Raw genomic sequence first — 19,238 nt, 5'->3', positions numbered from 1 at the left:
TATTTTTAGACAGGCAAGTTTGGCTTGCCAAGAGGCAAAGCTCACGCGCCGACAAAAATTCGTGCAAATGCTGGAAAAGGCGCTATCGAGCCGATAGAGCACGGGTGCAAAGAGAATGTGTCATGGACCAGGCGGGGCGATGGAGCAAGGGCTGAGCGGAACAATCGGGATCGTCGTTGTTGCTGCCGGCCGCGGCGAGCGCGCCGGTGCATCGGTCGAGGGACCCAAGCAGTATCGGCGGATCGGCGGGAAGCCGGTCATCTGGCACACGCTGAAGCTCTTTCTCGACTGGCCCAAAAGTGGTCCTGTCGTCGTGGTCATCCATCCTGATGATCGCGCGCTTTTCGACGCGGCCGTTTCGGACCTGCCTGCAAGACACTCGGTTCTTGTGGTAACCGGCGGCGCAACGCGACAGGAATCTGTCCTCAATGGCCTGAGGGCCCTGCGCGCGAGCAACATCGAATCCGTCATGATCCATGACGGTGTGAGGCCGTTTGCCGATCCGGCACTTCTCGATCGGATCGCGGAAGAGCTAGCGGCGGGCAAGTCAGCGGTTCTGCCAGCCGTTGCAGTGTCTGACACGCTCAAGCGGGCGGATGCGGGGAAGATCGTCACGGATACCGTGCCACGCAAGGACCTCCATGCCGCGCAGACGCCGCAGAGTTTCCACTACCAGAGCATCCTGAGCGCCCATGAACGGGCAGCACGTGAGGCCGGATCCGACTTTACCGACGATGCCTCGATCGCCGAATGGGCCGGCATTCCGGTCCAGCTGGTCGAGGGATCGATCGACAATGTCAAACTGACCGTGAAGAGGGATATCGCCATGGCCGACGAGAAACTGAAGGGCAACGCCCTGCCCGACGTTCGCACCGGAAACGGCTATGACGTGCACCAGCTCGAGCCCGGCGATGGCGTAACCCTTTGCGGGATCTTCATTCCGCACGACCAGAAGCTCAAGGGGCATTCTGATGCGGATGTCGCGTTGCACGCGCTGACCGACGCACTGCTGGCCACCTGCGGGGCCGGCGATATCGGCGATCATTTCCCACCCTCGGACATGCAATGGAAGGGCGCGCCATCGCGGATCTTTCTGGAGCATGCGGCGAAGATCGTGCGCGGCGCCGGCGGCACGATCATGAATGCCGATATTTCGCTCATTGCCGAAGCGCCTAAAGTCGGTCCGCATCGGCAGGCCATGCGGGAGAAGCTTTCGGAGATCCTTGGCATTTCGCTCGATCGCTGCTCGGTGAAGGCGACGACGAATGAAAAGATCGGCTTCATCGGTCGCCGGGAGGGGATCGCAGCGATCGCCACCGCAACCGTCGTCTTCCAGGGAGCGGACTGATGGGACTCTATCCGGCGGATATCGAAGACAAGGCACAGGCGATCATTGCCGCTTATCGCGATCTTGGCTGGATGATCGCCACGGCTGAATCCTGCACGGGCGGGTTGATCGCCGGCGCACTCACCGAGATCGCAGGATCGTCAGCGGTCGTCGACCGGGGCTTCGTTACCTATACGAACCAGGCGAAGATCGATCTGATCGGCGTGAGCGCAAAGACGCTAGAGGGTTTCGGAGCCGTCTCAAGGGAGACAGCGCTGCAGATGGCATATGGAGCTCTTGTGCGCTCCGATGCCCAGGTGGCCGTTGCTGTCACGGGCATTGCCGGGCCGGGCGGAGGCTCGACGGAGAAACCGGTCGGGCTTGTGCATCTGGCGTTGAAGACCCGAAGCGGGCTGATCGATCACCGGGAGATGCGCTACGGTGATATTGGCCGCGAACAGGTCCGGCTGGCGACGGTCAGGACGGCGTTGGAGATGCTGACCGCTGCGGTTCAGGTCCCGGCATAGATCTTGTCGGCGCGCGTCTCGAAGGCTTCCGAAAACATGCGGAAAGCGCGGTCGAACATTGAGCCCATCAGGGCGCCGAGGATGCGGTTCTTGAACTCGTAGTCGATGAAGAAGTGGACCGAGCAACTGCCCTCGCCTGCCTCTTCGAAGCGCCAGCGGTTGTCGAGATATTTGAACGGGCCTTCGATGTATTTGACGTCGATGGCACGCTCGGCCGGCGTCAGGAGAACCTGGGTTGTGAAGGTCTCGCGGATCGCCTTGTAGCCCACCGTCATGTCGGCCAGCAGCAGCTCCTTGCCGTCGCGTTCGCGGCGCGAGCGAATGGTCAGCGCTTCGCAGAGGGGCAGGAATTCCGGGTAGCGCTCGATATCCGCAACAAGCGCGTACATGCGGTCGGGCGAGTGCTTGACGAGGCGGCGGGTTTCGAACTGAGGCATGTCAGGGACTTAATGAGGAAGCCCCGCAAGATCAAGCAGCTGCGCCATTTCGCCATGGGATTTCAGGGTGACGACCGGCACGTTCGGTCCGTGCCGTTCGATTTCCTCGATGATGCGCGGGGCGAAGCGGCGTTCGAAGTGCCAGATATAGGAGAGGAATTCGCGGTCCGGCCACTGCTCGACGCAGCCATCTGCCATGTCAGGGCGATGCTTTCCGACAAACTTCGCCGCCCGTCTATAAACCCCGAGAAGACAACGCCGGCGCGGAAGCCGCACCCAGATGACAAGATCCGTGCGCGGCAGCCTGATGTCAAGGCTTGAAGGATTGGTGCCATCGAGAAGCCATCTGTCCGCTTTGACGATCTCGGAGAGTATCTCCCTTTGCTCGGCCCTGGGCCGCTGAACCCAGTTAGGCAGCCAGAAGACTTCGCGATCCATCGAATGGTTAGGGATGTCGAGTGCGGCCGCGATCTTGCGGGATAATGTCGATTTGCCGCCGCCGGAGCAGCCTATCACGCAGATTCGGCGGGCCTGGCGCAGATAATTCGCGGCTTCTTGAGCTACTGGAAGGTTACGCATTCGATTCGTCTCGCTCTCATGCAGTGCGCCAAGCTTTGACTTTTTAGTCGGACGCGAGCAACATTCGGACACAGGAGACAGATGTATGGCCAAGCTCAGCGTTCGGCTGCCCGACAAGATGAAGCAGTTCGTCGACGATCAGACCCATGAGGGTCAGTTCGCCAACGAGGAGGCCTATATTCAGGACCTGATCCGTCAGGACCAGGATCGCCAGAGAGAGGTTGTCCGTATCCAGGCAATTGTCGACGAGGGGATCGCCAGCGGCGAGAGCGATGAGAGCATGCAGGATATCCTCCACTCCCTGAAGGACCAACGGAGCAGATCTGCTTGAGCTATCGGCTCACCCGTCGAGCCGCGGAGGATGTCCGCAGGATCTATCGGCGCGGTGTTGAGACGTTCGGCGAGGCGCAGGCCGAGGCCTACCATATCCACCTCGAACACGTTTTCACTCTGATTGCCGAGAACCCTCGCATGGCGCGCGAACGTTCAGAAATCAGGCCACCCGTGCGCGTTCATCCCACCGGATCACATCTGGTGATCTACAGCATCAAGCCCAGCGGCGACGTCCTGATTATAGCAGTCCCGAACGCACGCGAAGATTGGGAGGACTATCTCGGTTAACTCGTCACGCCTTGGCGACAAGCTTCTCCCGCGCCGCCTTCAGCCGTGCAAAGTCGTCGCCGGCATGGTGCGACGAGCGGGTCAGCGGGCTTGAGGATACCATCAAGAAGCCCTTGGTATAGGCGATGTCCTCGTAGGACTTGAACTCTTCCGGCGTGACGAAACGCTCGACCTTGTGGTGTTTGCGAGTCGGCTGGAGATACTGGCCGATGGTCAGGAAGTCGACGTCGGCGGAACGCAGGTCGTCCATCAGCTGCAGGACTTCGTTCCGCTCTTCCCCGAGGCCGACCATGATGCCGGATTTGGTGAACATGGTCGGGTCGAGTTCCTTCACCCGCTGCAGAAGGCGGACGGAGTGGAAATAACGGGCACCCGGACGGACCGTCAGATAGTTGCCGGGCACGGTTTCCATATTGTGGTTGAAGACGTCAGGCTTCGCGGCCACAACGCGCTCAAGCGCGCCCGGCTTCTTCAGGAAGTCCGGGGTGAGGATCTCGATCGTCGTCTCCGGCGAAGCCTCGCGGATGGCCCAGATCACCTTCTCGAAATGCTCGGCGCCACCGTCGGCGAGGTCGTCGCGGTCAACGGAGGTGATGACGACGTGGGAGAGGCCCATCTGGCGGACGGCCTTGGCGACGTTTGCGGGTTCGTCGAGATCGAGCGCATTCGGCTTGCCGGTCGCCACGTTGCAGAAGGCGCAGGCGCGGGTACAGATCTCGCCCATGATCATGAAGGTCGCGTGCTTCTTGTCCCAGCACTCGCCAATGTTCGGGCAACCCGCCTCTTCGCAAACCGTCACCAGTTTGTGGGAACGCACGAGGTCACGGGTCTCGTGGTAGCCCTTCGACGTCGGCGCCTTGACGCGGATCCATTCGGGCTTGCGCAGAACCTCGGTATCGGGCTTGTGGGCCTTTTCCGGGTGGCGAACGCGCTTCTCGTCGGCTGACGCCGGAGCCACGTTGATCCTGTCGAGAATGGTGACCATAGGTAGACCCCTTGTGCCGCACAGGCGGCCTTTGTGGTTATCGCCGGACGAGGCGGGCAATGAAGAGAAGCAGGCTTGCGCCGACAAAACTGGTGATCAGGTAGCCAAGCCAGTCGCCCTCGACGAAAATGCCGAGCCGACGGAAAATGGCGGCGGCGATCGCGGCACCGACGATGCCGATGACGATGTTCATGAAGACGCCAAAGCGCATGTCCATGAGCTTGCCGGCCAACCAGCCCGCAAGACCGCCGAAGAAGATCGTCGCGATGATACCGACCTCAAAACCTGCCATGTCGAGCCCCTTTCGGACCGTTCAATTGGAACCTGCCGCTGATATAAGCGGCAGTGTCCCCTTTCACAACCGCACTTTAGGCGTTGAGCACCCGGCCATAGGCGTCGAGCACGCTTTCTTTCATCATTTCCGAGAGCGTCGGATGCGGGAAGATCGTGTGCATCAGCTCTTCTTCCGTGGTCTCCAGGTTCATCGCGACAACGAAGCCCTGGATGAGTTCCGTCACTTCCGCGCCGACCATATGGGCGCCGAGGAGTTCACCGGTCTTCTTATCGAAGATGGTCTTGATCATGCCCTGGTCTTCGCCGAGCGCGATAGCCTTGCCGTTGGCGGCAAAGGAGTAGCGGCCGACGCGGATGTCGCGGCCCTCGGCCTTCGCCTTGGCTTCCGTCAGGCCGACAGAGGCAACCTGCGGGTTGCAATAGGTGCAGCCCGGGATCTTCGCCTTGTCCATCGGATGCACACCCGGAACACCAGCGATCTTCTCGATGCAGATGACGCCTTCGTGCTCGGCCTTGTGGGCGAGCATCGGCGGGCCGGCAACGTCGCCGATCGCGTAGAGGCCCGGCACATTGGTCTTGCCGTAGCCGTCGATGACGATGCAGCCGCGATCCGTCTTCACGCCGAGGGTTTCAAGGCCCAGGTTCTCGATATTGCCCTGAACACCCACGGCGGAGATCAGGCGGTCAGCGGTGATCGTCTGGACCTTGCCATCTTTCGTCTCGACATGGGCGGTGATGGAGTTGGCGCCCTTCTCGACCTTCGAGACCTTGGCCTCGGTGATGATCTTCAGGCCGCGCTTTTCCAGCTGCTTGCGGGCGAAGGTGGAGATTTCCACGTCCTCGACCGGCATGATGTTCGGCATCAGTTCGACGACGGTGACATCCACGCCCATGGAGCGGTAGAAGGAGGCGAACTCGATGCCGATCGCGCCCGAGCCCATGACGACCAGCGACTTCGGCATGAAGTCCGGCTTCATCGCTTCAAAATAGGTCCAGATCAGCTTGCCATCCGGCTCGATGCCCGGAAGCGCACGCGGGCGCGCGCCCGTCGCGACGATGATGTGTTTGGCGGTGTAGGTGCCCTCGCCCAGCACACCCTTCGGAACCGGGTTCTGCGGCTCGACGACGGGCTTGGTCATCTTGCCGACGACGACTTCGCCGGGCTTGGAAAGCTTGGCCTCGCCCCAGATGACGTCGATCTTGTTCTTCTTCATCAGGAAGGCGACGCCACCGTTCAGGCGGGCCGAGACGCCACGCGAACGGGCGACCACGTCCTTGACGTCGGCGGTCATCGTGCCGTTCAGCGTCAGGCCATAGGCCTTGGCGTGGTTGGCATGGTCGAGAATTTCGGCCGAGCGCAGCAGTGCCTTGGTCGGGATGCAGCCCCAGTTGAGGCAGATGCCGCCGAGATGCTCGCGTTCGACGATCGCGGTCTTCAGGCCGAGCTGGGCGGCACGGATGGCGGTCACATAACCGCCGGGGCCGGAGCCAATGATGATGACGTCGTAAGCATTCGACATGGGCGCTTCCACTCCTCGGTTTGCTGCGAGCCCCCGCTCAAGCGGAGGCCCGTTTCGGGACAGGAAGCGAGACCCTCAGGCTGCGGGTGTCTCGGCCTCCGGTTCATGACGAACCAGCATCCCGTAGATTTCATCCTTGAGCTGCATCCGCTTCTTACGGAGTTCAACGACATGGAAGTCGTCTGCAGGCTCTATATTCGTCTCGGCCCTGTGTATGACCCCGTTGACCTCATGATAGGCCTCGAACAGCCTGGCGAAATGTCCATCCGTTTCCTTCAGATGACGCATCAGCGCGACGTGTTCCGGGAATTCCGCTGCCAGTTCGTGCGGTGTGTTCGACATGATCCCATCTCCTCTGTCGGGGTTGATGAGTTCAGGTTAGACGCAGCGCACAAGACCTCCTTGATTTTGATCAACGCGCCCCGACGGAGATTTCGGGCCGCAGGTTTTTCTTCAAAGTCCGAGCATCATCCGGACGATTGGCTCCAGACCGCGTCCGATGGCACGGGTATTTTCGGCGTCCAGATGAATGCCGTCCAGCGGCGTGGTCTTTGCCACCGATCCGGCATCAAAGAAGCCACAGCCGGTTTCGTCGGCGAGGTCACTGTAATAGCTCGCCAGCATCGCGGATTCTTCCAGACCACCCTTGAACATGGCGGCGAAGTGCACGTTGGCGGTTTCACAGATCGCCGGCGGCGATACGAGCAGGATGTCCGGCCCTTCGTAGCCAAAACCCCAGTCATGATGCCGGACCAGCTTGATCAGCCGGTCGATCCCTTTGGTCGCGGCGATCGCCGAGCCGCCGATCCCGCGCTTCATGTCGTTCGTGCCGAGCAGGAAGATCACGAGATCGATCGGCTTGTGCGTCTCGAGGATGCTCGGCAAGAGCTTCACGCCATTGCGTTCGCAGTCCGCGAGATGATCGTCATAAGCGGTGGTCCGTCCGTTCAGGCCCTCGGCGATCACCCGCACCCCGTGACCGAGCGCCTTCTGCAAGACGCTCGTCCAGCGATCCTCATGAGCATGCCGACCCAGATTTACCGGGTCGTATCCCCATGTCAGGCTGTCGCCGTAAGCGAGAACGGTCTTCATCGCACCGCCCCCTCGATCAGACCAGCATGCCCATCGGGTTTTCGATGTAGCGCTTGAAGGCGCCGAGCAGTTCGGCACCGAGCGCACCGTCGACGGCGCGGTGGTCGGTCGAGAGCGTCACGGTCATGACGTTCGCCACCTTCATCTCGCCGTTCTTGACCACGACGCGCTCCTCGCCCGCGCCCACGGCCAGAATGGTCGCATGCGGCGGGTTGACGACGGCGGCGAAGTTCTTGACGCCCATCATGCCCATGTTGGACACGGCGGTGGTGCCGCCCTGATACTCCTCCGGCTTCAGCTTGCGGTCCTTGGCCCGCTTGCCGAGATCCTTCATCTCGTTGGAGATGGCAGACAGGGTCTTGGTCTCAGCCTTGCGGATGATCGGTGTGATCAGGCCGCCGGAGATCGAGACGGCAACGCCTACATCGGCATGCTTGTGCTTGACCATGTTCGTGTCCGTCCAGGAAACGTTGGCATCCGGCACGTCACGCAGGGCGAGCGCCATGGCCTTGATGACCATGTCGTTGACCGAGAGCTTGTAGGCCGGCGCACCTTCCTTGCGGGGGGCGGCATCGTTGAGCTGGGCACGCAGGGCCAGCAGCGCATCCAGTTCGCAATCTACGGAGACGTAGAAATGCGGGATGGTCTGCTTCGACTCCTGCAAGCGCTTGGCAATCGTCTTGCGCATGCCGTCATGCGGCACAAGGTCGTAAGACCCGGCTTCGAACAGCTTGAGGACGGCTTCATCGGAAGCGCCCTTGGCGAGTACCGGAGCCGGAGCAGCCGCTGCAGCCGGTGCGGCAGCCTGAGCCGGCTTGCCACCGCCGGTGCTGACGGCCTTTTCGATGTCGCTCTTGACCACGCGGCCCTTCGGACCAGAACCGGACACGGCCTTCAGATCGAGGCCGGCTTCCTTGGCCAGACGACGGGCCAGCGGAGATGCGAAGACGCGGTCGCCGGAAGACGCCGTTGCGGGTGCGGCGGCCGGTGCCGGAGCAGCCGGTGCTGCAGCCTGGGCCGGAGCAGCTTCCGCCGCCTTCGGTGCTGGTGCGGCATCTGCCTTCGGGGCGGCAGGGGCCGAACCGCCGCCAGCAGCGGCTGCGGCGACATCTTCGCCATCGGCGGCGAGGATGGCGATCAGGGCGTTGACCTTGACGGCTTCGGTGCCGGCCGGAACGACGATCTTCGCCACCGTACCTTCATCGACGGCTTCCACTTCCATGGTCGCCTTGTCGGTTTCGATCTCGGCGATGACATCGCCCGACTTGACCTTGTCGCCTTCCTTGACCAGCCACTTGGCCAGATTGCCCTCTTCCATCGTGGGAGAGAGTGCCGGCATGGTGATGTTGATCGGCATGGACCTACCCTCCCCTTATTTGTAGCAGACGGTCTTCACCGCCTGGACCACTTCGCCGACATTCGGCAGAGCGAGCTTTTCGAGGTTCGCCGCGTAAGGCATCGGCACGTCCTTGCCGGCGATCGTCAGGATCGGCGCGTCGAGATAATCGAAGGCCTGCTGCATCACGCGGGTAGCGATTTCCGTGCCGACCGACGACTGCGGATAACCTTCCTCGACGGTGACGAGGCGGCCGGTCTTCTTGACCGATTCGATGACCGTCGGCAGGTCCATCGGACGGATGGTGCGCAGGTCGATCAGTTCGACGTCGATACCTTCCTTCTCCAGCTCGGCCACCGCCTTGACCGAATAGGTCATGCCGATGCCCCAGGAGACGATCGTCGCGTCCTTGCCGGTCTTATGGATGCGCGCCTTGCCGATCGGCAGGACGAAGTCGTCGAGCTTCGGAACCTCGAACGACTGACCGTACAGAATTTCGTTTTCGAGGAAGATGATCGGGTTCGGATCACGGATCGCGGCCTTCAACAGGCCCTTGGCGTCGGCTGCCGTGTAGGGCATGACGACCTTGAGGCCCGGGATCTGGCTGTACCAGGCGGCATAGTCCTGGCTGTGCTGCGCAGCAACACGGGCAGCCGCGCCGTTCGGGCCGCGGAAGACGATCGGCGCCCCCATCTGGCCACCGGACATGTAGAGCGTCTTGGCGGCCGAGTTGATGATCTGGTCAATCGCCTGCATGGCGAAGTTGAAGGTCATGAACTCGATGATCGGGCGCAGACCGGCCATGGCGGCACCGACGCCGACGCCGGCAAAGCCGTGTTCGGTGATCGGCGTATCGACGACACGACGAGGACCGAATTCAGCCAGCAAGCCCTGCGTGATCTTGTAGGCGCCCTGATACTCGGCGACTTCTTCACCCATGATGAAGACGTCCGGATTGGCGCGCATTTCTTCGGCCATCGCCTCGCGCAGCGCCTCACGCACCGTCATCGTCACCATTTCTGTGCCGGCCGGAATATCCGGATCGGCAGCGACGTCCACCTTGGGTGCGGCCGGAACGGTGTTGTCGGACTTCGACGACGGCTCGTCTGCGGCTTCGCGGGCCTTGCCGCCAGTGGCGTCGGCGGTCGCGGCGGGCGTATCGGCATCCTTCTTCGGAGCAACCACCGCATCGGCACGTTCGCCATCCTGCAGCAGGACCGCGATCGCCGTGTTGACCTTGACGTTTTCCGTGCCGGCAGCAATCAGGATCTTGCCCAGCACGCCTTCGTCGACGGCTTCGACTTCCATCGTCGCCTTGTCGGTTTCGATTTCGGCGATCACGTCGCCGGACTTGATGGTGTCACCTTCCTGCTTGACCCACTTGGAGAGCGTACCCTCTTCCATGGTCGGAGACAGGGCGGGCATGAGGATTTCGATCGGCATGGGTTCCCTCCCCGATTACAGCAAGATGTCGGTGTAGAGCTCGGATGCATCCGGCTCCGGATCGGCCTGGGCGAAATCGGCACTGTCGGCAACGATATCGCGGACGTCCTTATCGATGGCCTTCAGGTCGTCTTCGGTCGCCCAGCCCTTCTCGAGCAGACGGGCGCGGACCTGTTCGATCGGGTCGTGCTCGGAGCGCATCTTCTGCACTTCGTCCTTGGAGCGATACTTGGCCGGGTCGGACATGGAGTGGCCACGATAACGGTAGGTCTGCATCTCCAGGATGACAGGGCCCTTGCCGGCGCGGCAATGCTCGACCGCCTGGTCGGCCGCAGCCTTCACGGCGCGCACGTCCATGCCGTCCACCTGGATGCCCGGAATGTTGAAGGACACGCCGCGCTGGGAGAAGTCGGTCTGGGCCGATGCGCGCGAGACGGAAGTGCCCATGGCGTAACGGTTGTTTTCGATGATGTAGATCACCGGCAGGTTCCACAAGCGAGCCATATTGAAGCTCTCGTAAACCTGGCCCTGGTTCGCAGCGCCGTCGCCGAAATAGGCGAGCGAGACATTGTCATTGCCGCGATACTTGTTGGCGAAGGCGAGACCGGTGCCGAGCGACACCTGCGCACCGACGATACCGTGACCGCCGTAGAAATGCTTCTCCTTGGAGAACATGTGCATCGAGCCGCCCTTGCCCTTCGACAGGCCGCCCCGACGCCCGGTCAGTTCGGCCATCACGCCACGGGCGCTCATGCCGCAGGCCAACATATGGCCGTGGTCACGATAGCCTGTAATGACCTGATCGCCTTCCTTCAGGGCCATCTGCATGCCGACAACGACAGCTTCCTGGCCGATATACAGGTGACAGAAGCCGCCGATGAAGCCCATGCCGTAAAGCTGGCCGGCCTTTTCTTCGAAACGGCGGATCAACAGCATTTCACGATAGGACGCGAGCTCCTGCGCCTTGTCGAATTCGGCGATTACACCGGTGGTCAGTTCTTTCTTGGCAGGCTTGGCCGAAGGCTTACGACCGGTCGCAGTCGCGGATTTGCGCGGCGCCATTCATCCCTCCCGTGGGTTATGGTTGGTCTGTTGTTGGGTGTAGAATAGGGAAGAAAACAGGCATCCGCAATGCCAGAAATGCATAGGTCATATTCAAACCAAGCATCTGTAAAATATATGAAATCTGTAATTAACCTAATCCCGGTTTATCAGAAATAGGTGTTGAATATCACGATTTCATCGGGGCGCGACATATTCAGCTGGTAACGCGCCTTTTCGTCGATGATATCTTCATCGAGCGAGCCGTCGCTGAGCAGGCTCACCTCTTTCTCCAGCTGCATGCGCTGCTTCACGAGCTTATCGAGCTCAGCCGTTCGAGCCAGCTGGAGCCGATCGAACTGCTGACCTGCTTTGAGGCCATAGTCGCCATGCACCGAATGATATCCGAAGTAGGAAAGGAAGGCGACGGTGATGGCAGGGAGGGCAAGACGTCCGTATTTCTTCTTCTTGTGATGCCTGGTCCACATGCCGACAACTGCCTTAAAACGCGTAACTTTCGCTCAAAGTAGCGGGGATGTCTTAACCGATCGTTGACCGAAAATGACTGGCAATGAAAAGCCCGCGCCGGTTGCCCGGCGCGGGCTTAAAATTCAGTGTTGTCTACAACGATCAACCGCGCAGGATGGATGTCCCGGCATAAACCGCCTGCGGACCGAGCTCTTCCTCGATGCGGATGAGCTGGTTGTATTTCGCGGTGCGGTCCGAGCGGGCGAGCGAACCGGTCTTGATCTGACCGCAGTTGGTGGCAACCGCGAGATCGGCAATCGTTGAATCCTCGGTCTCGCCCGAGCGGTGCGACATGACGGCGGTGTAAGCCGCGCGGTGTGCGGTCGACACGGCGTCGAGGGTTTCCGACAGCGAACCTATCTGGTTGACCTTGACGAGGATCGAGTTGGCGACGCCCATCTTGATACCGTCGCGCAGGCGGGCCGAATTGGTGACGAAGAGGTCGTCGCCGACGAGCTGAACCTTCTTGCCGATCTTGTCGGTCAAGGTCTTCCAGCCGTCCCAGTCGTCTTCGGCCATGCCGTCTTCGATCGAAAAGATCGGGTATTTGGCAGCAAGCTCGGCGAGATATTCCGCCATGGCTTCCGGCTCCAGCGTGCGGCCTTCGCCTTCGAGAACATACTTGCCGTCCTTGAAGAATTCGGTCGAGGCGCAGTCGAGCGCGATGTGCATGTCTTCGCCCGGACGGTAGCCGGCCTTCTCGATCGACTTCATGATGAAGTCGAGCGCGGCAGGCGCCGAAGCGAGACCCGGCGCGAAGCCGCCTTCGTCACCGACGTTCGTGTTGTGGCCGTCGGCTGCGAGCTGCTTCTTCAGGGTGTGGAAGACTTCCGAACCCATGCGGACTGCGTCGCGGATGGTCTCGGCACCAACCGGCACGATCATGAACTCCTGGAAGTCGATCGGGTTGTCGGCATGAGCGCCGCCGTTGATGATGTTCATCATCGGAACCGGCAGGACATGGGCGTTCGGGCCGCCGACATAACGGTAGAGCGGCAGGCCGGCCGACTGAGCGGCAGCCTTGGCGACAGCGAGCGATACGCCGAGGATGGCGTTGGCGCCAAGACGAGCCTTGTTCGGCGTGCCGTCGAGCGCGATCATCAGATTGTCGATCTGGATCTGGTTCTCGGCTTCGTGACCGCCGATCGCATCATAGATCTCGCCGTTGACGGCTTCGACGGCCTTTTCGACGCCCTTGCCGAGGTAACGCGAGCCACCATCGCGCAGTTCGACGGCTTCATGCGCACCGGTGGACGCGCCCGAAGGAACCGCGGCGCGGCCGAAGCTGCCGTCTTCGAGATAGACGTCGACCTCGACGGTCGGGTTGCCACGGCTGTCGAGGATCTCGCGGCCGATGATGTCGGTAATGGCGGTCATGTTCGCTCCCTGTAGACGGAAATTGGACAAGGCTCGGCGGCCGATCACCCTGGCGCGACGCCCGCGGACCTGCCTGTGAGTCACCCTGTCTTACCCGATGATCGGGAAAATACAATGACGGATCGGAAGCGGGATGAACGAAAATCTAATCGATTTAAAGCGGCATTCCCGGCGCTGCATCTTCTTTAGCCGATTGAAGCGCCGGGAAAGTGTGTCAAACGGCCTTGGCTATGTCGTCAAAGGCGATCAGTTTTTCGAGAAGACGGCGCATGTTGTCGATCTGAACCATGTTCGGTCCATCGGACGGCGCATTGTCCGGATCCTGATGGGTCTCGACAAAGAGACCGCCGACGCCAACGGCGACCGCCGCACGGGCGAGCGTTTCAACGAATTCGCGCTGGCCGCCGGAGGAGCCGCCCTGCCCGCCCGGCTGCTGCACCGAATGCGTGGCATCAAAGACCACCGGCGCACCCATACCCGCCATGATCGGCAGCGAGCGCATGTCGGAGACCAGCGTGTTGTAACCGAAGGAGGCGCCGCGCTCGCAGAGGAGGACATTCGGATTGCCGCTGGCATTGAGCTTGTTCAGCACGTTCTTCATGTCCCAGGGCGCCAGGAACTGGCCCTTCTTGACGTTCACCACGCGGCCGGTCTTGGCCGCGGCGACCAAGAGATCGGTCTGGCGGCAGAGGAAGGCCGGGATCTGCAGGACGTCGACCGTCGGGGCGACGGCCGCGCACTGTTCTTCCGTGTGGATGTCCGTCAGCACCGGGATGCCGTATTCCTTCTTGATGTCGGCGAAGACTTCCATTGCCTTTTCCAGACCGATGCCGCGCTCAGCCGACAGCGAGGTGCGGTTCGCCTTGTCGAAGGAGGACTTGTACACGAGGCCGAGGCCAAGCTCGCGGCACAGCTCCACCAGACGACCGGCGATCATGAACGCATGATCGCGGCTCTCCATCTGGCAAGGGCCGGCAATCAGGGCGAAGCGGCCCTTCTGCGAGAAGACGGCCCGGCCCTCGCCTTCACCGACGACGACTTCGGAATTGGTCACAGTGCTCATTTCAACTCCTCGAAGGCGAAGGCGACACCCTGGCCTTTCTCCGGCGCGACAACGAGGCGCGCTCCTGTTTTGTGATAGCGGACGCCATTAGCAGCGAGGCAGGCTTCTGTCACGCCGAGATCACGGCTCGCGACCACAACCACCGCCCCGAGCAGACCCCGTTCTTCGCGCGCATCCGAGAACCCGTATCGAGCCGACAGTCCATCTGGTGTCAGGACATCGACCCTGGCATTGGCCGCTTCGATCGATAGTCCGAAAGAATCGGCCGTGACGTCGCGCTGCCGCAGCGCCGTCTCCAACAGATACTGGAAATCGCTCGGATTATTCTCGCACAGCACCACGCCTCTCAGGCCTGCTGCCGCGTTGGCGTGGTCCAGCAAAGCACCGCGATCGGCGGGCAAGGGGTTCACGCGCTCACAGGCGAAAGCAAAAAAGTCGGGCGAGCGCAGATCGGCGGCGAAGGCCAGCCGAAAAGATCCCTCTACTTTGCGGCCATTGGGAAAGCGAAACTCGCGCGAAAAGCCCAGCAGTTCACCACCGCTCAAACCTTCGGCGACAAAGCTCGCATGATCTGCTCCGGCGTCATCGGTCTTGACGACGATTGCCGAGAGACCCTCGCCCCTTCGGAACCGAAAAGCCTGGTCACGCGCGACAAAAACATTCCCGGCCCGCACCGCCGACAGACAGTCTTCCCGGCTGCCGACGGCAAGCGGTTCGAGATAGGTGTCGTCGCGGAAGAAAACACAGGCGTTTTCAGTGCCGAAAGGGTGACGAGCATCGGCTGCCACGGTGAACCCAAGGCGGCTTAGCCGCTGTCTGGCAGTAACGAGATCGATCACCGGCAGCACAAGGTGGTCCAAAGCGCGCGGCAAAGCGGGAACAGGCGACATGAAGATACTCCGTTACGACCAAACTAGGAATTACCCGAGCGCTTTGTAAGGGCCTCGATCGCCTCACGGAGCGCATCGATCTCGGCCCGGGTGTCGCGCAATTCCTTCAACACCTGCTCATCGATCTTGTGGTGGAGCGCGAGAACCTCGATCTCGGCCTTCAGATTGATCTCATAGTCCTTCGCGGCCATGAAGCGGTCACGCTCGGCCTGGCGGTTCTGGCTCATCATGATGATCGGCGCCTGAATGGCGGCCACCATCGAGAGGATCAGGTTCAAAAAGATGAAGGGGTAGGCGTCAAACGGACGGGCTACCAGGATCACCGTGTTGAGAACAACCCAGGCGAGGAGGAAGACAACGAAGCCAATGATGAAGCTCCAGGAGCCGCCGATCCGGGCAATCGAATCGGCCAGACGCTGACCGAAACTTGCCCCGGCGAGAAAGTCCTCGCCGGCATTGGTCGACACCGTTCGGCGCTGGCGAGCCTTGACCAGAACCTTCTTCTCTGCCGATGTCAGTTGGTCGGCCTGCTTCCCGAGCAGAGTGTTCTCCAAGTCTTTCAGCATGGTGTAACTCACAGAGATTTCAATTCGTTGCTCGGACTTGCTCCCGGCTGTCTGGCTGCCAGCATCGATCGGACATGCAAGGTTGCCAGCACCCGGCCGAAGACGCCTATCGCATTTTCATACGGGTTGTTCACGGAAATTTATCTACTTGCGGAACACATATGGAACATATAGTGTCTGTTCTGGATTTGTTTCACAAACGGGGCCCCGCATATGCTGACGCGCAAGCAACAGGAACTGCTTCTCTTCATTCACGAGCGGATGAAAGAATCGGGTGTGCCTCCGTCCTTCGACGAGATGAAGGACGCCCTCGACCTGGCATCGAAGTCCGGCATTCACAGGCTCATCACGGCGCTTGAAGAACGGGGCTTCATCCGGCGGCTTCCCAACCGCGCGCGTGCTCTTGAAGTGATCAAGCTACCGGAGGCCTATACGCCCAGCCTGCAACCGCGGCGTGGGTTTGCGCCAAGCGTCATCGAAGGCAGCCTGGGAAAGACGCCGCCGCCTGCCCCGGCGCGTCCCAGCAACGACGATCAGAATGCGTCGGTCAGCGTGCCTGTCATGGGGCGCATCGCCGCCGGCGTGCCGATCTCGGCTATCCAGAACAACACGCATGACATTACCGTTCCGGCTGAGATGATCGGTTCTGGCGAACACTATGCCCTGGAGGTCAAGGGCGATTCGATGATTGATGCCGGTATTCTCGACGGCGATACCGTGATCATCCGCAACGCCTCGAACGCCAATCCCGGCGACATCATCGTGGCATTGGTCGATGACGAGGAAGCAACACTGAAGCGGTTTCGCCGCCGTGGTGCCTCGATCGCGCTGGAGGCTGCCAACCCGGCCTACGAGACACGCATTTTCCCGCCGGACCGGGTCAAGATCCAAGGGAAGCTTGTCGGCCTGATCCGGCGCTATCACTGATCCGTCGCCGCGCCGTCATCTGATGTCGTGGCGGCCAGAGGCTGGGGTCTGGTTGCCAAAAGGGCGGCCTTGAAACCGTGTTGGGAGGCAGTCCCCCCGGTTCGCCAGTCGTAGAGGCGATGCACCGTCCATGGGCGTGGCGGGCCTGCCAGCGCTGACGTGACTTCGATTTTTCTTTCGTGGCGATCACCAAGCCGCAACTCGAGAGCGCCGCTTGCGCGCAATGTCGTTTCGCTGATCAAGATCGCGCCTGAATTGCAGCGGGTCAGGCGGCTGCGGACGCCGAGCACAACGATGTCGGCGACGTCACAGGCGAGGCCGGCAATATCGGCGCGGTCGATGACGAGCACGGTCCAGAGGCCGGCAATCTTTGCCGCACAGGCACCGCGAGCGCAGGTGAAGCGGTCGCCCGCGGCGGATCCTGCCAGTTGGTCCAATACCTTGCCTGCCTGTTGTTTTGTCACCGCATCCCATGTCTCCTCCTTTTTCCAATCGGCCGGTGGCGGGAGGACGAGTGCGTCTGTTTGGTCCGGTGGCCGATGATTTTCGACACCGAGCGCAGGCTTCCACTGGTCAAAAAGGAAGGTCGATGGACGCACGCGGTTGGTAGCGAGGGTCTTCGCCTCAGCATCGCTTCGCGGCCTCGGCCAAAACGCGACGAGGCGGCCATCCTCGCTGACCAGCAGATCGGCCGGCCTATCTGCTGGACGCAGCCAGGACGCAGCCAGCGTGACGATCAAGAGAACGCTCCCGGCGTGCCGTAGCCGCGTATGCAGTAACGTGATCAGCAGGAGCGCGGTCACGGTGAGTGCTGGAAACCAGCCCGGCTGACGCGGGATGAGCGCCGCCTCATCCCAGCCGGCGACGGTGTGCGCAACCTGCAGGACGAGATCAAGTCCGAGACCCATGATCCAAAAGAATGGGGCATCAAGGCCGAGCGGCATCATCAGCATGGCGATGAAGCCGGCCGGCATGACCACGATCGAGATCAGCGGCATGGCCGCCAGATTGGCCTCAAGCCCGTGCATGGACAGGCGATGGAAATGCGTGACCGCAAAAATGGCCGTCGACAAACCGCCAATCAGGGATGTGGCGAGCGTCCCACCGACGAATTTCAGCACAAAGCTTGCCAGTTTGCCCGGGACCGATTGGGGAGCCGGCCAGAGGGTGCGCGGCCTCGTGCGCCAGGCTGCATAGCCAGCGATCAGGGCTGCCGTCGCGGCAAAAGACATCTGAAAACTCGGCCCCATGACGGCGGAAGGCTGCACGACCAGGATCAGGATCGCCGCGACAGACAGGTTGCGCAGACTGATCGCGGGCCGGTCGATCAGCACGGCAACCAGCAAGATCGCGGTCATCAGATAGGCGCGCAATGCCGAAACCTGGTAACCGGATATGAGGACATAGGCGGTCGCCGCCAGAAGTGCGCCGGCGGCTGCGATTTTCTTTATGGAATAGTGCTGCGCTAAACCCGGAAGGAGGCTCAACAGTGCCCGCAGGCCGACAAAGAAGATACCGGCGGCAAGCGCCATGTTGAGACCGGAGATCGCGGTGATATGGGCAAGCCCCGAAAGCCGTAACGCATCCGTCGCCTCCTGCGACATCGAGCGCCGTTCACCGGTGATGATGGATGCGGCGAATGCGCCGGTATCGCCGGGCAGTACGGCATGGATACGATCGGAGATCCGGTCGCGCAGGGAAAACAGCCATCGATCCAGCCGGGTCCACGGGTCCACGACCGGCGAGGCAGCCGTCGCCGGCCGTTCCGGAGCGCCAAGAAAGAACCCCACCGCGCCAATCCCGGCATAATAGCTCTGAAAGGCAAAATCGTTGAGACCGGGCAGCGCCGGGCCCGACGGCGGCGACAACCGCAGACGGCCGGTGATGCCCTCGCCGATCCTGAACCCCTCATGTTGGCTTCGGGCCAAGACCGAAATGCGCTGCGGCGCGCGGCGCAGAGCCGGCTCGGCGGTCGCCGCCACGCGGATGACATAGCGCCATTCGCCGGCCGACCCCGCCTCCCGCCGCTCCACCTGGCCGGTGACCGTGGTCACCACGGGAGAATCGAGAAGGATCGTCGCGGCTCTCCAGTTTTCAGCCTCGGCCAACACCATGCCGGCGATGGCAAGAAGGGCGGAGAGCGACAGGGCGCGGCTCATCGTGCCGGCAAGGGTCATGAAGAGAGCGCTTGCGGCCAAAGCGGCAAGGAAAAGCAGGATCTCCGCGGCGGGCGGCGCAGGGAGATTGAACCAGCACAGAGCGCCAAGCCCGATGCATACGGGTACGAAATGAAAGAAGTGCCCCTGCCGGCCCTCCCATTCGATCGCCTGGCGGACACCGTGAGCTCGTCGCCGGGACTGTTCGACCAGTCGGTCTATCCTGTCTGTTGTCGGCCGAGCTATCGCAGAATGGCTGGGTAAAGCAGGCGTTGGATCCCTGGGTGGCGCGAGCGCGCCCTCCCCTTCGATGTCCAGCTTCTCCTCCGGTCGATACAACACTTGAAGCAACCCTGCTGATGGGGAAAAACACCACGCCCAACAACAATCAAAGCGTGCATGAAGCTTTGCTGCAAGCGCAATCTAACGTGCAAATCGATTAGAACCGTCCGGTTCGATTGGTGCCGATTTCGCAACGCACAATTTGCCCTTTGGATAGCTTGGCATTAACTTCCGTATCATATAGCTA

At 61.4% G+C, this 19,238-nt stretch carries 21 protein-coding genes; 5 read left to right on the top strand and 16 right to left on the bottom strand.

What is annotated here, in order from left to right:
* Positions 1-139: 139 nt before the first annotated feature.
* Entirely contained in the window at positions 140-1,348 is a 1,209-nt protein-coding gene (locus tag ACT53S_RS15695; protein ID WP_476067674.1) for a bifunctional 2-C-methyl-D-erythritol 4-phosphate cytidylyltransferase/2-C-methyl-D-erythritol 2,4-cyclodiphosphate synthase, read from the top strand.
* Positions 1,348-1,854, top strand: a complete 507-nt coding sequence (locus tag ACT53S_RS15690; protein ID WP_476067673.1) for a CinA family protein — start codon at positions 1,348-1,350, stop codon at positions 1,852-1,854. The genes ACT53S_RS15695 and ACT53S_RS15690 overlap by 1 nt, the downstream gene beginning before the upstream one ends.
* Here the strand turns inward: ACT53S_RS15690 and ACT53S_RS15685 are convergent.
* Positions 1,839-2,291 carry a type II toxin-antitoxin system RatA family toxin gene (locus ACT53S_RS15685; RefSeq protein ID WP_476067672.1) on the bottom strand — a complete coding sequence of 151 codons (453 nt, stop codon included), beginning with the start codon at positions 2,289-2,291 and terminating at the stop codon, positions 1,839-1,841. The two genes, ACT53S_RS15690 and ACT53S_RS15685, sit on opposite strands and share 16 nt — an antisense overlap.
* Positions 2,292-2,300: 9 nt before the next feature.
* The gene (locus ACT53S_RS15680) at positions 2,301-2,870 is read right to left on the bottom strand and encodes a P-loop NTPase family protein (protein ID WP_476067936.1); all 570 of its coding nucleotides are present in this window, start codon (positions 2,868-2,870) and stop codon (positions 2,301-2,303) included.
* Between the two features lie 85 nt (positions 2,871-2,955).
* Between ACT53S_RS15680 and ACT53S_RS15675 the strand changes: the two genes are divergently transcribed.
* Entirely contained in the window at positions 2,956-3,201 is a 246-nt protein-coding gene (locus ACT53S_RS15675) for a type II toxin-antitoxin system ParD family antitoxin (RefSeq protein ID WP_476067671.1), read from the top strand.
* On the top strand, positions 3,198-3,491 hold the full coding sequence (locus ACT53S_RS15670) for a type II toxin-antitoxin system RelE/ParE family toxin (RefSeq protein ID WP_476067670.1): 294 nt from the start codon (positions 3,198-3,200) through the stop codon (positions 3,489-3,491). Before ACT53S_RS15675 ends, ACT53S_RS15670 begins: the two co-directional genes overlap by 4 nt.
* 4 nt (positions 3,492-3,495) lie before the next feature.
* Here ACT53S_RS15670 and lipA read toward each other — a convergent pair whose 3' ends face one another.
* The 13 genes from lipA to ACT53S_RS15605 all read right to left on the bottom strand — a co-directional run bounded on the left by lipA (position 3,496) and on the right by ACT53S_RS15605 (position 15,626).
* Entirely contained in the window at positions 3,496-4,476 is a 981-nt protein-coding gene (lipA, locus tag ACT53S_RS15665; protein WP_476067669.1) for a lipoyl synthase, read from the bottom strand.
* Positions 4,477-4,513: 37 nt separating this feature from the next.
* Positions 4,514-4,768, bottom strand: a complete 255-nt coding sequence (locus tag ACT53S_RS15660; RefSeq protein ID WP_054148070.1) for a GlsB/YeaQ/YmgE family stress response membrane protein — start codon at positions 4,766-4,768, stop codon at positions 4,514-4,516.
* A 76-nt stretch (positions 4,769-4,844) separates the two neighbouring features.
* A complete protein-coding gene (gene lpdA, locus ACT53S_RS15655) occupies positions 4,845-6,290 on the bottom strand; it encodes a dihydrolipoyl dehydrogenase (protein ID WP_476067668.1) in 1,446 nt (481 codons plus the stop codon).
* A 75-nt stretch (positions 6,291-6,365) separates the two neighbouring features.
* Complete coding sequence (locus ACT53S_RS15650) at positions 6,366-6,632, bottom strand: HP1242/YdcH family protein (RefSeq protein WP_142069055.1); 267 nt, start codon at positions 6,630-6,632, stop codon at positions 6,366-6,368.
* A gap of 111 nt (positions 6,633-6,743) precedes the next feature.
* Complete coding sequence (locus ACT53S_RS15645; protein ID WP_476067667.1) at positions 6,744-7,382, bottom strand: SGNH/GDSL hydrolase family protein; 639 nt, start codon at positions 7,380-7,382, stop codon at positions 6,744-6,746.
* 16 nt (positions 7,383-7,398) lie between these two features.
* Positions 7,399-8,739 (bottom strand): pyruvate dehydrogenase complex dihydrolipoamide acetyltransferase, encoded by a 1,341-nt coding sequence (locus ACT53S_RS15640; protein WP_476067666.1) that lies wholly within the window; start codon positions 8,737-8,739, stop codon positions 7,399-7,401.
* 15 nt (positions 8,740-8,754) lie between these two features.
* On the bottom strand, positions 8,755-10,161 hold the full coding sequence (locus tag ACT53S_RS15635) for a pyruvate dehydrogenase complex E1 component subunit beta (RefSeq protein ID WP_476067665.1): 1,407 nt from the start codon (positions 10,159-10,161) through the stop codon (positions 8,755-8,757).
* 15 nt (positions 10,162-10,176) lie between these two features.
* Positions 10,177-11,223 (bottom strand): pyruvate dehydrogenase (acetyl-transferring) E1 component subunit alpha, encoded by a 1,047-nt coding sequence (gene pdhA, locus ACT53S_RS15630; protein WP_476067664.1) that lies wholly within the window; start codon positions 11,221-11,223, stop codon positions 10,177-10,179.
* Between the two features lie 149 nt (positions 11,224-11,372).
* Complete coding sequence (locus tag ACT53S_RS15625; protein ID WP_142069064.1) at positions 11,373-11,690, bottom strand: FtsB family cell division protein; 318 nt, start codon at positions 11,688-11,690, stop codon at positions 11,373-11,375.
* A gap of 142 nt (positions 11,691-11,832) precedes the next feature.
* Positions 11,833-13,107, bottom strand: a complete 1,275-nt coding sequence (gene eno, locus ACT53S_RS15620) for a phosphopyruvate hydratase (protein WP_110793265.1) — start codon at positions 13,105-13,107, stop codon at positions 11,833-11,835.
* 214 nt (positions 13,108-13,321) lie between these two features.
* Positions 13,322-14,170: a 3-deoxy-8-phosphooctulonate synthase gene (gene kdsA, locus ACT53S_RS15615; RefSeq protein ID WP_476067663.1), complete on the bottom strand. Its 849-nt coding sequence runs from the start codon at positions 14,168-14,170 to the stop codon at positions 13,322-13,324.
* Entirely contained in the window at positions 14,167-15,060 is an 894-nt protein-coding gene (locus tag ACT53S_RS15610) for a VOC family protein (RefSeq protein WP_476067662.1), read from the bottom strand. The genes kdsA and ACT53S_RS15610 overlap by 4 nt, the downstream gene beginning before the upstream one ends.
* A gap of 23 nt (positions 15,061-15,083) precedes the next feature.
* The gene (locus ACT53S_RS15605) at positions 15,084-15,626 is read right to left on the bottom strand and encodes a DUF1003 domain-containing protein (RefSeq protein ID WP_476067661.1); all 543 of its coding nucleotides are present in this window, start codon (positions 15,624-15,626) and stop codon (positions 15,084-15,086) included.
* 213 nt (positions 15,627-15,839) lie between these two features.
* Between ACT53S_RS15605 and lexA the strand changes: the two genes are divergently transcribed.
* Entirely contained in the window at positions 15,840-16,553 is a 714-nt protein-coding gene (gene lexA, locus ACT53S_RS15600) for a transcriptional repressor LexA (RefSeq protein WP_142069073.1), read from the top strand.
* On the opposite strand, the gene ACT53S_RS15595 is transcribed toward lexA, so the two are convergent.
* Positions 16,547-19,051, bottom strand: a complete 2,505-nt coding sequence (locus tag ACT53S_RS15595; protein WP_476067660.1) for a ComEC/Rec2 family competence protein — start codon at positions 19,049-19,051, stop codon at positions 16,547-16,549. The genes lexA and ACT53S_RS15595 overlap by 7 nt on opposite strands.
* Positions 19,052-19,238: the final 187 nt, after the last annotated feature.

The organism is Allorhizobium sp. DMC15 (assembly GCF_056314065.1).
This window is presented reverse-complemented; position numbering and strand designations above follow the sequence as displayed.